The sequence below is a fragment of the Sulfuriflexus sp. genome (assembly GCF_032250955.1).
GTDB lineage: Bacteria > Pseudomonadota > Gammaproteobacteria > AKS1 > AKS1 > Sulfuriflexus.
In genome coordinates this window covers 1-12100 of record NZ_JAVVES010000072.1, presented here as the reverse complement: position 1 = coordinate 12100, position 12100 = coordinate 1, and the positions used below count along the sequence as shown (strand labels likewise).

The window sequence follows — 12100 nt, the reverse complement described above, 5'->3', positions numbered from 1 at the left end:
GGTGTTATCGAATCTAAATCCCCTCACCCTAACCCTCTCCCGAAGGGAGAGGGAATTAACGGGACAGCAGTGATAAAGATTAAAGATATGACTGCCACCGAAGATGCGTCCGCGCCAGAGCTTGTTTTTCATCTTGAAAATGAGACGGGCCAGCTGCGGGCACATCTGCAGCCAGATAAAAATTCGCTGGTGTATTCAACTATCGAGTTTCCCCAACAATTACAGGCTTCTGAATATGCGGATTTCTTTGTCCTTGCAGAACCTTGCCGAGCAGCAAACAAACGTCGTTGTCGGCCCCGGTTTGTTTCCGGATGCGCTATAATCTCGATTGTTGTGCAATAACGAGGATGGCAAGGTGCCCAAAGCAAGTGATTTGAAACGTGGGATGATTGTGGAAATTGACGGTGCGCCGCATGCCGTCAAAAAAGTGGAGTCAAAAAGCCCTTCCTCGCGCGGGGCCGCGACCCTCTACAAGGTGCGCTTTACCAACCTCAAGACCGGCCAGAAACTCGACGAGTCCCTGAAGGGCGACGACCTGCTCAAGGATGCCGATTGTCAGCGCGCCAAGGTGCAGTATTCCTACCAGGATGGCGAACTTTATACCTTCATGAACCTGGAAGACTATAGCCAGTACAGCCTCAACAGAGGTGACCTCGACGGCCAGCTCGGATATATAACCGAAGGCATGGAGGGGATCACGGCCTTGCTTATGGACGGCGAGATCATCGGCATCGAACTGCCGCAGGCCGTGAGCATGAGCATTGCCGACACCAGTCCCGGCATCAAGGGCGCGACGGCTACCGGCCGGACCAAACCCGCCACCATGACAACCGGTCTCGAGGTACAGGTGCCGGAGTACCTTGAAAACGGCGAGGTCATCAAGGTCAACACGAGCAACGGCAAGTTCATCTCCCGCGCGTGAGCCTGTTCAGTAAAATCTTCAGCAGCCCGGCAACGAAGCCGGTTGCGGCACCCTTGCCCGAATACCGGGTCCGGGTCTCGGCCCGGGCCAAATATGTACGCCTCCGGCTGACGCCGCATGACGGCCTCGAGGTGGTGATCCCGAAAGGCTTCGACGACCGCAAGGTGCCGGGCATCCTGAAGAGCCGCCGCGAGTGGCTGGAACGGGCGCTGCAGAACCTGCCGCCAGCAGAGGCGAGAAACGCCCGGGAAGACCTGCCAGCCACGATCGCATTTCCTGCTACCGGGCAGACGTGGCCGGTGGACTATATCCAGAGTGACAGCAGCCGGGTTAGCGCAACAACGCGTGACGGCAGGCTGCGTTTAATCGGCAATATCCCGGACGGGCCGGCGTGCCAGGCGGCCCTGCGGCGCTGGTTGCTGAAACAGGCACATCTTGAGCTCGTGCCCTGGCTCGAATCATTGAGCCGCACGCACTCGTTGCCGTACCAGCAGGCCCGGGTGAGGATGCAGAAGACCCGCTGGGGCAGCTGTTCGTCACGCGGGACGATCAGTATTAATGCGCAACTGCTGTTTCTGGAAAAAAGGCATGTCGAATATGTTTTTCTGCATGAGTTGTGTCACACCCGGCACCTGAATCATTCGCCGCAGTTCTGGGCCATGCTGGAGGAACTGGAGTCAGCATACAAGGACATTCATCAGGCCATGCGCCAGGCCTGGCGGGTCGTGCCGGCCTGGACAAGTGACCGATACTGAACCGTGTTAGCTTGCTGCCTGTTCCGGATTAAGTATAAGCAAGACAACGGTTGTTTTTCATGTCGAAGTCCCTTGCGTTGAATGTGTCGGCAGCGCCATAAACTAAAGTATTTGACGCTATCTTTTTAGCGTTAATTTTTGATTATTCTGATGTTTTTGTTATAGTCACTGCACCGACTTAAAAATTCGCAAATAATCAAGGGAAAAATTATGCCAAAAGCAAAAAAAGCAGTTGCCACCAGCGCATCAGTAAACAAGAAAATCGCTTCTGCTCTCGAAGCGCTCAATGCTGCAAACAGCGATTCAGGTGCCGCCGTTGATACTCGCAGCAAGGCCGGCAAGAAGCTGACCGCCGAAGTGAAAAAGCTGAGCAAGAAGCGCGCAACACTGATGAAACGCAAGAAGACGGCGACCAACAAGGACAAGAAGGACTCAACAGCAGAAACCCGCAAGGCGGTTAAATCTACTACCAAGGAAATTGCTGATGTGAAAAAGGCCCTCGACAAGGCCAAGGTTGCCAAGAGCGCCAATGCAGAAGAACTGGCCGCACTGAAGGCCGCACAGCGTCAGGTAAATGCCTACACCAAGGTTATCGAAAAAGCCGACAAGGTGCTGAACAAGCCAAAGAAAAAGGCCCGTAGGAAAAAACGCGCCAAGAAGGCCGCTTAACCGGCACCTTACGGCTGCAAAAAAGTCCCCGCAAGGGCGGAATGCCAGTCAGTTCAACTGACTGGCATTTTTTTTTGGATTGTTATTTACCGCAAAGGACGCGAAGTTTCGCAAAGTAAAATCTGCCCCACCAACTTCGCGTACCTTCGTGTCCTTTGCGGTGAAACAGTTACTGTCGGAACGGACTCGTCGTTTTGAAGTGGCAACCTTCTTTAACCTGCTCCCTTCGCTTGTTGTAGAACCTGAATCAATTGGCAGAAGCGGGCTTTTATGCCTGGATTAGTTGATGAAATCCTATGATGTAATCATTATTGGTGCCGGTGCGGCAGGCCTGATGTGCGCAATGACCGCCGGCCAACGTGGCAAGCAGGTGCTGGTGCTGGAGCGCGCCAACAAGGTCGGCAAGAAGATTCTCATGTCGGGCGGCGGCCGCTGTAACTTTACGAACCTGTATACCGAACCGGCTAATTATCTCTCGCACAATCCGCACTTCTGTAAATCCGCCCTGAGCCGCTACAGCCAGTGGGATTTTATTGCGCTGGTTGAGAAACACGGCATCGCCTATCATGAAAAAGACCAGGGCCAGTTGTTCTGTGATGACTCCTCGAAACAGATCCTGGCCATGCTGCTCGATGAATGCGAGCAGGCCGGTGTCGAGATCATCACGCGTTGCGAACTCGACAAGGTTGAAGGGCAACACGGTTTTCGTCTCGAAACCAGCTGTGGCCGGTTCCACAGCCAGTCACTGGTAGTGGCCTCGGGGGGCCTGTCGGTACCGAGCCTCGGGGGCTCGGATATCGGCTACCGGATCGCCCGGCAATACGGCATGCAGGTCCTGCCACGCAGCGCCGGCCTGGTGCCCTTCACCCTTTCCGGGGTGCTGAAAGAAATGAGCGCGCGCCTGTCCGGGCTGTCCTTGCCCGCCCGCCTGACTTGCGGGACGGTCTCTTTTCTTGACCAGTTGTTGTTTACCCACCGTGGCCTGAGTGGCCCGGCCGTATTGCAGTTATCCAGTTACTGGACAGAGGGTGAAACGATCAGTATCGACCTGTTACCGGCAACCGACGCGGCAGGGTTCTTGCTGCGGGCAAAACAGCAACAGTCGAAATCCCGGCTGCGAACCGTGCTGCATGCCGAGTTACCGAAGAAACTGGTCACGGAACTGGAACAGCTCTGGTGGCCGACGCTGGCGGACAAGCCCCTCGCCGAGTTTGCCGACAAGACCCTGCTCGAGATCGCCACCAGGGTTAACCACTGGCAGCTGACCCCGGCCGGCACCGAGGGCTATCGTACCGCGGAGGTCACCATGGGCGGTGTGGATACGAATGACCTGTCATCGAAGACCATGGAGAGCAAGACGCAACCAGGTCTCTATTTTATCGGTGAGGTAGTGGATGTCAGTGGACAGCTTGGCGGATTTAATTTCCAATGGGCCTGGTCATCCGGTTATGTGGCCGGCGAGTCGGTTTAGTATCAGCTTTCAGGGACGGACATGCTTGAAGTAATCTTCCAGATGGCGGGCTTGATAATCTGCGGGGTCGGCTGGCGCTGGTTGCACCCGGCCGGTCTTGCTCCGGCCGAGACCCGTACGGTGCTGACCGCGTTGGTCTATTACCTGTTATTACCCGCGCTCGTGCTGTCAGTGCTGTGGAAGGCGGAACTCGGTGAGAGCTCGGTTCTTATCGCGACCGCGGCGGCAGTGGGTATCTTCGCCGGCCTGGCTATCGGTTTTCTCTCCTGTCGCCTGTGCAGGAATTCCTCGGCCGAGGCCGGCGCGGTCATTCTGGCCATCACCTTTCCGAACGCGACCTATCTCGGTCTGCCGGTACTGGAGGCCACCTTCGGACCCTGGGCCCGGGGGGTGGCGATTCAATATGACCTGTTTGCCTGTACGCCACTGTTGTTCACGGTTGGCGTACTGGTCGCGGCCCGTCTCGGGGCCAGTGATGAAAACACGGGCGCGATCTACCGGGGCCTGTTGCGCATCCCGGCCATGTGGGCGGCGCTCGCCGCGGTGGCCCTGAATGTGGCTGACGTGCCTTTGCCCTCGGTGCTCGATGGACTGCTGACCTTGCTGGAACGAGGTGTGGTCCCGCTGATGCTGTTCTCCCTCGGCCTGAGTCTGGAGTGGAGTCGCTCGCGCTGGCGATTGCTGCCGAGCCTGGTGCCGGTGGTGGTCGTGCGCTTGTTGCTGGTACCACTGATTGTTATGTTCGTGGCAGGCAGCCTGGGCATGAGTGGCGAGTTACGCGCCGCGGTGGTCATGGAGGCGGCCATGCCGAGTATGGTGCTGGGCCTGGTCTTGTGCGATCGCTTCAAGCTCGATGTCGGCCTGTATGCCGCGGCAGTGACGGTGACCACAGCCTTGAGCATGGTTACCCTGCCACTCTGGTTTGCCTGGTTGAGCGCCTGATATCCGCCGCGGCTGCATATAGGTCTTATACTCAATAGCCGGGGTCTGATTTATGCCCTAACATGGAAAGAAGGATGGAAATTAATGAGTCATTTTGATTTCGACGCATATACCCCGGCTGAAATGGCCGTGCGGGTGGAAACAGCGGGCTGTGGCAAGGCGGCACTGGACTGCACATCGATGTTTGTCCTCGCGGCGCTCGCCGGCGCCTTTATCGCCCTGGGGGCAATCTTTTATACCTTTGTCGTTCATGACCCTGCCCTGGGCATCGTCACTGGCCGCCTGCTCGGCGGGCTGGTGTTTTGCCTGGGGCTTATCCTCGTGGTCGTTGGCGGTGCCGAACTCTTTACCGGCAATAACCTGATCGTCATGGCCTACGCCCATCACAAGATCACGATATCGCAACTTCTGCGCAACTGGGGCATTGTCTATATCGGGAACTTTGCCGGCGCCTTGTTCATGGTGGCGCTTGTTTATTTTAGCGGTCACTGGGCCATCGATGGATTGGCCGCGAAGGTGGTCATGATCGCCAACCACAAGGTCAACCTGTCATTCAGCGAGGCGCTGGTGCGGGGTATCCTGTGCAATATCCTCGTTTGTCTCGCTATCTGGCTGTGCTATGCCGGCCACTCGGTGACTGACAAGATCCTCGCCATCCTGTTTCCGATAACCGCTTTTGTGGCCCTTGGTTTCGAGCACTCGGTGGCGAACATGTATTTTATCCCTGCTGGCCTGTTGCTGGCCGATGACGCAAATGTTCTCATGCCAGCGATGCAGTCAGCCGGCCAGGCAATCGATGTCAGCGGGTTAAACGTATACGGCTTTCTGGTGAACAACCTGCTGCCGGTCACGATTGGCAACATGATTGGCGGCGGCCTGTTTGTCGGAGTAGTGTACTGGTTTATCTATTTGCGCCGAACGGAATAATCAGCCTGTTGAAAACAGGCGTGGATGGAGCGTTATGTCCAAGAATCTTCGCAGTCTCAGTGCCCGTCACGTGGAAGGCCAGACCTTGTTTCAGGCCCTGGCCGAGGCAGTGGAAAATACCAGCATGCCGCTCTCGCAACAGTTACGCGAGCTGGCCGAAGAGCGACTCGTTTCCCGTGCCTCACTGCTTGGCGCGAGTTCCTTTTATGATTTTTTGCAGGTGGAGAACCTCAACAAGCGCGCCTATGTGTGTAACGGCACCTGTTGCCTGCTGGCGGGCAAGCAGGACGAGGTGCGCGCGGGACTCGCGGCGCGGTATAAAGACGATGAAATCGGCGAGGCGACGTGCCTGGGCCATTGCTACCGTGCGGGGTCTTTCCAGGAAGGCGAGCAAACCTACGATGACGAGTACAGGCCGGGGGCATCGCTCGACAGCATTGAGTTTCCCTATTTCGCCCACATAGACCAGCCCCTGTTCGCCGCGCCGGTCACTGCGATTGACGATTATTACCAACAGGTTTTACAGGCACCGGCAGACATCCAGGAACAGTTGTCACGCTCGAACCTGCGCGGCCGCGGCGGTGCCGGTTTCCCGTTTGCCGATAAACTGGCCGGTTGCACCGCCGCAGCGGGCACGCAAAAGTACGTGGTCTGTAATGCCGATGAAGGCGACCCCGGTGCCTTCTCGGATCGCTATTTGCTCGAGGAACAGCCGCACAGGGTGCTCGCCGGCATGCTCGCAGCGGGGCTGGCCACGGGCGCCGATACCGGTTTTGTTTATATCCGCGCCGAGTATCCCCTTGCCCAGCGGCGTATCGCCGAAGCGATTGCGGCGTTTGAACAAACCCCTGCCGCAGCGACGAGCAGGTTCCGGTTTCGCATCGTGCGCGGGGCCGGTGCCTATATCTGTGGCGAGGAAACCGCGCTGCTCAATTCGATAGAGGGCTTGCGTCCCGAGGTGCGGACCCGCCCCCCTTACCCGACACAGGCGGGCCTCTTTGGCCAGCCAACCCTGTTAAGCAATGTGGAAACCTTTGCCGCGGTGCCGTGGATACTTGAGCACGGCGGTGCGGCCTTTGCCGCCATGGGCACGGCACAGAGCACCGGCACCAAGCTGGTGTGCCTTGATTACGGTTTCAATCAGCCGGGCGTGCACGAAGTGGCAATGGGTACCCCGCTGCGGCAGGTGATCGAGGAATACGGCGGCGGTTTTCGCTGGCCAATGAAGGCTGTCCAGGTGGGCGGCCCCCTGGGCGGGGTGGTGCCCATCGACAGGATTGCCGGGCTGACCCTGGACTGCGAGTCCTTTGCCGCGGCCGGGTTTGAACTGGGTCACGCCGGCATCGTCAGCATCCCTGAAAGCTTTCCCATGATCGATTTTCTGCGCCACCTGTTCGCCTATATGGCGGCCGAGTCCTGCGGCAAGTGCCTGCCGTGTCGACTGGGCACACGCAAGGCACATACGATGCTGACGGCGGCCTCAAAGACACAACCACTGGACAGCGCCGCCTTTACCGATCTGCTGGAGGCGCTCGAGTATGGTTCGCTTTGCGGACTGGGCTCTGCGCTGCCGCTGCCGGTGCGGAATATCCTTACTTATTTCGCCACAGAGTTGCATGATTACTTCAGCGAGGTCGCAGACACATGAGCGCACCCAACGCGTATATAAACGGCAAGGCTTACCCGCTGGCAGCAGGGGAGACTATCTATACCTTCGTGAGCCGGCATCTCGGCGCAGGGGCCATCCCGGTGCTGTGCAATGACGATGCCCTTGAACCCTTTGGTAACTGCCGCCTGTGCAGTGTCGATGTGGCCATGTCGGCCGTCGCCCCACGGCGCGTCAAGGCCGCGTGCCATACCCGGGTGGAAGCGGAACAATATATCTACACCGACACGCCGCGGATTGAAAAATTACGCCGCTCGATCATGGAGCTGCTGCTGAGTGATTATCCGGCCACTGCCTTGCAGCCACTGCCGGGCGAGAAACCGACCGCATTCCAGACACTCGTGCAACAGCTCGGTATCAGCAGCTCACGATTTCCGACTGACAGGAAAGCGGCCAGTGTTGACAAGACCCATCCCTATATCCATTTCGACACGAATGAATGTATTTACTGTTACCGCTGCATCCGTGCCTGCGACGAGATCCAGGGGCAGCTGGTCTTGTCCATGCTCGGTCGCGGTCATGACAGCCGTGTCATTGTCTCGCTGGACCAGAGCTTCAAGGAGTCGGAGTGCGTAGCCTGCGGCGCCTGCGTGCAGACCTGTCCGACCAACGCACTCTCGGATCGCTACCGTACCAAGACGTTTATGGAAGACCGGCGCGTGCGTACCGTCTGCACCTATTGCGGCGTCGGCTGCAACCTGGAGGTGCTGCTCAAGGACGGTGAAGTCAGGGCCATCGATACGGCCGACGATGCCGAGGTCAACCAGGGCCACGCCTGTGTGAAGGGCCGCTATGCCTTCGCCTATTACAATCACCCCGACCGTCTGCGCAGCCCGCTGCTGCGCAAGAACGGCGAATTGCAGGCGGTCAGCTGGGACGAGGCACTCGACCATATCGCGGCACGCCTGGACGGTATCAGGCAGACGCACGGGGTGCAGGCGATTGCCGGTATTTCTTCTTCGCGCTGCACCAACGAAGAAAATTTCCTCATGCAGAAGTTCATGCGCGTGGTGATCGGCAATAATAATATCGACGGTTGCGCGCGGGTCTGTCATGCGCCGACCGCTTTCGGTATGCAGCAAAGCTTCGGCACCGGCGCGGCCACCAATTCCATTGCCGAGATCCCCCTGGCGGACTGCCTGCTGGTCATCGGTGCCAACAGCACCGAGGCCCACCCGGTGACCGGGGCGAAGATGCAGCAACGCGCCATGAAGGGTGTGCCCCTGATCGTGATAGACCCGCGCCGGATTGAGCTGACCCGTTATGCCACGGTGCATCTGCAGCTACGTCCCGGCACGAATGTCGCTTTGCTGGATATGCTGATCTATTACGTGATCAAGGAAGGCCTCGTCGATGAAGAATTTGTCGGGCAGCGCACCGAGGGTTTTGCCGACTTCCGCGAGTCGGCCCTGGCGATTGATATGGACAAGCTGGAACAGGTTACCGGGGTCGCGCGTGACAAGGTGCGCGAGGCCGCCCTGCTTTATGGCCGGGCGCACAATGCCATGTCCTTCCACGGCCTGGGCCTCACCGAGCATTACCAGGGCAGTCGTGGCGTTATGCTGGTGGCCGCGCTGGCAATGATGACGGGCAATATTGGTCGCCCCGGTGTCGGCGTGAATCCCCTGCGCGGACAGAACAATGTACAGGGTGCCGCCGATATGGGTGTGCAGCCAAACCAGGGCGCGGGCTACCTGGATGTCACCGATCCGGCTGTACGAGCGCATTATGAGCGTGAATACGGTCACCCTGTGCCTGCCGAAAAGGGCCTGACGACGCCCGGCATGCTCAACGCCGCGAGTAACGGCGACCTCAAGGCCCTGTGGATCATGGGTGAGGATATCCTGCAAACCGACCCGGATTACTGCCATGTCCGGCATGCCCTCAGCGAGGTAGAGTTCCTCGTCGTGCAGGAATTGTTCATGACGGAAACGGCCAGCCTCGCGGATGTGGTGCTGCCGGCCGCTTCACACCTGGAGAAAAGCGGCACCTTTACCAATGGCGAGCGGCGGGTGCAGCGCGTCAACCAGGTCATCCCGCCACTTGAGGGCACTCGTCCGGATGGCCAGATCATGGTCGATATCATGAACCGCATGGGCTATGCGCAAGCTGGTTATGACCCGGCTCTGCACCTGACGGAGATTGCGCGTGTGGTGCCGTTCTTCGCCGGTATTCGCTGGGACAATCTCGGCGAAAACGGCAAACAGTGGCCGGTCAGCAAGGATGGCCAGGACACGCAGATCCTGCACCGTGAGACATTCAAACGCGGCAAGGGGAAATTCACCTTCACGGATTTTGTCGAGACTCCACAGTTACTGGAAGGGGACGCCGACGAGTACCCGTTCATTCTCACCACCGGCCGACGCCTGGAACATTACAATTGTGGTTCCATGACCCGGCGTACCCCGAATATTGATTTGCTCGACCGTGATGAGTTGTTAATCAACCCGCTGGATGCCGCCGCTTACGGGATTATTGATGAGCAGGAAATCGGCTTGCGTTCGAAGCAGGGTCGGACGCGTCTGCGCGCCCGGTTGAGCGATGAAGTCCGGCCCGGCGTCCTCTTTACCACCTTTCACTTTCCGGAGATTGCCATTAACCACCTGACCAGCGGGGTACTGGACCTGGATGCTGATACGCCCGAGTTCAAAGTGGTCGCGGTGGCGATCGAAAAGTAGCCGCGCTCGCCGTGCTCAGTTGAGCTCGATCCTTTCACCCGGGCGGGGAATGTTTGCATACCAGTCATGCTGCTGGTGAAACCTTTTCTGCAGCGTCAGCATTTCTTCCAGTTCGCCATGCACGAGATACAGGTCAGGCCGCGGCGCGGCCAGTTGCCCGGCCCAATCGAGCAGTTGTTGCTGATCGGCGTGCGCAGAGAAACCGTTGAGGGTATGGATAGCCGCATTCACGGCGATCTCCTTGCCAAAGATACTGATGCGCCCGGCGCCGTCCACCAGGGCGCGTCCGGTCGTCCCCTGGGCCTGGAAGCCGACAATAACGACGTGTGTATTATTGCGCCAGAGGTTGTTTTTCAGGTGATGACGGATACGCCCGCCGGTGCACATACCGCTGCCGGCGATAATGATGGAGCCGCCGCTGATTTTGTTTATCTGCATCGACTCCTCCGGGCTGCGGGTAAACGTCAGGGGTGGCAGCCAGGCATCCCAGCCATCCTGGATCGTGTCGCGGAAGGCCCGCGCATCCGTATCATTGAATAGATGCAGGTGTTTGCGGTAGATATCACTGGCGGCAATGGCCATCGGGCTGTCGAGGAATACCTTTTGTTGTTTGAGCTGGCCGTCACGGTAAAACTTGCCCAGCCAGAACAGGATCTCCTGGCTGCGGCCGATGGTAAACGACGGGATCAGGACATTGCCGCCTTCGTCCATGGCCGTGTGCAGGACAGCGCGTAACTCCTCCAGGGTTGCCGGCAGGGAGCGGTGTTGCCGATCGCCATACGTGGACTCGAGTAACAGCGTATCAGCATGCTGGATGACAGCCGGGCTATCCAGCAAGGCGGTGTTGCTATTGCCCAGGTCACCGGAGAACACCAGGGTCTTTTTCGCGGCCCCTTTGCCATGCTGTATTTCGACGATCGCCGAGCCGAGGATATGACCGGCATCATGATAAGTGAGGATAATATCAGTGGCGATAGATAGTTTTTCACCGTAAGCCAGCACTTCACGTAAACCGAGTGTCTCGTCGACATCCATTTCTGTATAAAGAGGCTCGATAAGCTGCTTGCCGGCGCGCAGGCGTTGCCGGTTTTCCCATTCGGTGTCCTTCTCTTCGAGATAGGCGGCGTCTCTCAGCATGACCTCAAGGAGGTCATGGGTGGCCGGGGTCATGTAAATCGGGCCGCGATAACCTTCCCTGACCAGGCGGGGGAGCAGGCCACAATGATCAAGGTGGGTGTGGGAAATGACGACAGCATCGAGTTGTTGTATATCGAACGGGAAGCCTTGCCGGTTTTGTCGTTCGACCTCGGGGCTACCCTGGTACATGCCGCATTCAAGCAGAATGGTCGAGGTCCCGGTCTCCAGCAGATAACAGGACCCGGTTACTTGCCGGGTCGCACCGATAAACGTCAGGTTGGCCATCTGCTGTCTCCTTGTATCCTGCACCATCAGACTATAGTACTTATCTGACGCAGGTGGCAGCTATAAGTAAATGCAGCGGGCTTCCTCCCTGCAGGGGAGACGGGATTTATCAGCGTAGACGGGACAGCGCAAGCGTGCTGTTGTCGGCCCTGAAGTTCGCCAGGTCCTGGTCGAGTTCGGCCAGCTGTGTTTCGAGCTGTTCGTATTCAGTGACGGCACGGTGATGGACAGTCTTTTTGTAGGCGGTGTATATCAGCCCTCCCGGCAGAATAGCCGCCAGGATAGTAGACTTGCCCTTCATACGCGTCTGTTCGACACGTTTGCCGAGAGAAAGTTGATCCCCTTCGAGACGGTTTTGCAGTTCGCGCAGGTGCATTGACAGGACATCGTGGTCAATGCGAGGCATATTCACGGTAAGCCCGTGGCTGTCGGTCACCGGTAACCAGCGAATATCAGTACCAGCCACTGCCGCGGGGACAGCAAGACCGAGGCAGGCTATCGAAAGAAGCAGACGGGCCAGCAGGTGATGTAAATGATGCATATAAAGATGTTCCTGACGAATATAATATTTATCACTGCTGTCCCGTTAACATAAGCCTGACAAGCAGTAAGCTTCAAGAAAATAAGGTAACCAGGTTGATTGATGCG

11 protein-coding genes are annotated in these 12100 nt (G+C 57.9%); 9 read left to right on the top strand and 2 right to left on the bottom strand.

What is annotated here, in order from left to right; all coding sequences use genetic code 11:
• The 9 genes from RQ738_RS11640 to fdhF all read left to right on the top strand — a co-directional run.
• Positions 1–342: hypothetical protein (locus RQ738_RS11640; RefSeq protein ID WP_314165390.1), on the top strand; the 342-nt coding region annotated here is incomplete at its 5' end.
• A 13-nt stretch (positions 343–355) separates the two neighbouring features.
• Positions 356–922 (top strand): elongation factor P-like protein YeiP, encoded by a 567-nt coding sequence (gene yeiP / locus RQ738_RS11635; RefSeq protein WP_314165389.1) that lies wholly within the window; start codon positions 356–358, stop codon positions 920–922.
• Positions 919–1677 carry a SprT family zinc-dependent metalloprotease gene (locus RQ738_RS11630; RefSeq protein ID WP_314165388.1) on the top strand — a complete coding sequence of 253 codons (759 nt, stop codon included), beginning with the start codon at positions 919–921 and terminating at the stop codon, positions 1675–1677. Before yeiP ends, RQ738_RS11630 begins: the two co-directional genes overlap by 4 nt.
• A gap of 210 nt (positions 1678–1887) precedes the next feature.
• Positions 1888–2346 carry a hypothetical protein gene (locus RQ738_RS11625; protein ID WP_314165387.1) on the top strand — a complete coding sequence of 153 codons (459 nt, stop codon included), beginning with the start codon at positions 1888–1890 and terminating at the stop codon, positions 2344–2346.
• A 286-nt stretch (positions 2347–2632) separates the two neighbouring features.
• The gene (locus tag RQ738_RS11620) at positions 2633–3817 is read left to right on the top strand and encodes an NAD(P)/FAD-dependent oxidoreductase (protein ID WP_314165386.1); all 1185 of its coding nucleotides are present in this window, start codon (positions 2633–2635) and stop codon (positions 3815–3817) included.
• A gap of 21 nt (positions 3818–3838) precedes the next feature.
• Complete coding sequence (locus RQ738_RS11615) at positions 3839–4759, top strand: AEC family transporter (RefSeq protein ID WP_314165385.1); 921 nt, start codon at positions 3839–3841, stop codon at positions 4757–4759.
• An 84-nt stretch (positions 4760–4843) separates the two neighbouring features.
• Positions 4844–5686 carry a formate/nitrite transporter family protein gene (locus RQ738_RS11610; RefSeq protein WP_314165383.1) on the top strand — a complete coding sequence of 281 codons (843 nt, stop codon included), beginning with the start codon at positions 4844–4846 and terminating at the stop codon, positions 5684–5686.
• Positions 5687–5720: 34 nt separating this feature from the next.
• A complete protein-coding gene (locus tag RQ738_RS11605) occupies positions 5721–7334 on the top strand; it encodes an NADH-ubiquinone oxidoreductase-F iron-sulfur binding region domain-containing protein (RefSeq protein ID WP_314165381.1) in 1614 nt (537 codons plus the stop codon).
• A complete protein-coding gene (gene fdhF / locus RQ738_RS11600) occupies positions 7331–10030 on the top strand; it encodes a formate dehydrogenase subunit alpha (protein WP_314165380.1) in 2700 nt (899 codons plus the stop codon). The genes RQ738_RS11605 and fdhF overlap by 4 nt, the downstream gene beginning before the upstream one ends.
• A gap of 15 nt (positions 10031–10045) precedes the next feature.
• Here the strand turns inward: fdhF and RQ738_RS11595 are convergent, their stop codons facing one another.
• Positions 10046–11452 carry an MBL fold metallo-hydrolase gene (locus RQ738_RS11595; protein WP_314165379.1) on the bottom strand — a complete coding sequence of 469 codons (1407 nt, stop codon included), beginning with the start codon at positions 11450–11452 and terminating at the stop codon, positions 10046–10048.
• A gap of 109 nt (positions 11453–11561) precedes the next feature.
• Positions 11562–11993: a hypothetical protein gene (locus RQ738_RS11590; protein ID WP_314165378.1), complete on the bottom strand. Its 432-nt coding sequence runs from the start codon at positions 11991–11993 to the stop codon at positions 11562–11564.
• Between the last annotated feature and the right edge of the window lie 107 nt (positions 11994–12100).

Excerpts from the sequence above, each read along its gene's own strand:
- RQ738_RS11620 (WP_314165386.1), top strand. The coding sequence starts at position 2,633 with ATGAAATCCTATGATGTAATCATTATTGGTGCCGGTGCGGCAGGCCTG.
- RQ738_RS11605 (WP_314165381.1), top strand. The coding sequence starts at position 5,721 with ATGTCCAAGAATCTTCGCAGTCTCAGTGCCCGTCACGTGGAAGGCCAG.
- RQ738_RS11625 (WP_314165387.1), top strand. The coding sequence starts at position 1,888 with ATGCCAAAAGCAAAAAAAGCAGTTGCCACCAGCGCATCAGTAAACAAG.
- fdhF (WP_314165380.1), top strand. The coding sequence starts at position 7,331 with ATGAGCGCACCCAACGCGTATATAAACGGCAAGGCTTACCCGCTGGCA.
- RQ738_RS11615 (WP_314165385.1), top strand. The coding sequence starts at position 3,839 with ATGCTTGAAGTAATCTTCCAGATGGCGGGCTTGATAATCTGCGGGGTC.
- RQ738_RS11590 (WP_314165378.1), bottom strand. The coding sequence starts at position 11,993 with ATGCATCATTTACATCACCTGCTGGCCCGTCTGCTTCTTTCGATAGCC.
- RQ738_RS11610 (WP_314165383.1), top strand. The coding sequence starts at position 4,844 with ATGAGTCATTTTGATTTCGACGCATATACCCCGGCTGAAATGGCCGTG.
- RQ738_RS11595 (WP_314165379.1), bottom strand. The coding sequence starts at position 11,452 with ATGGCCAACCTGACGTTTATCGGTGCGACCCGGCAAGTAACCGGGTCC.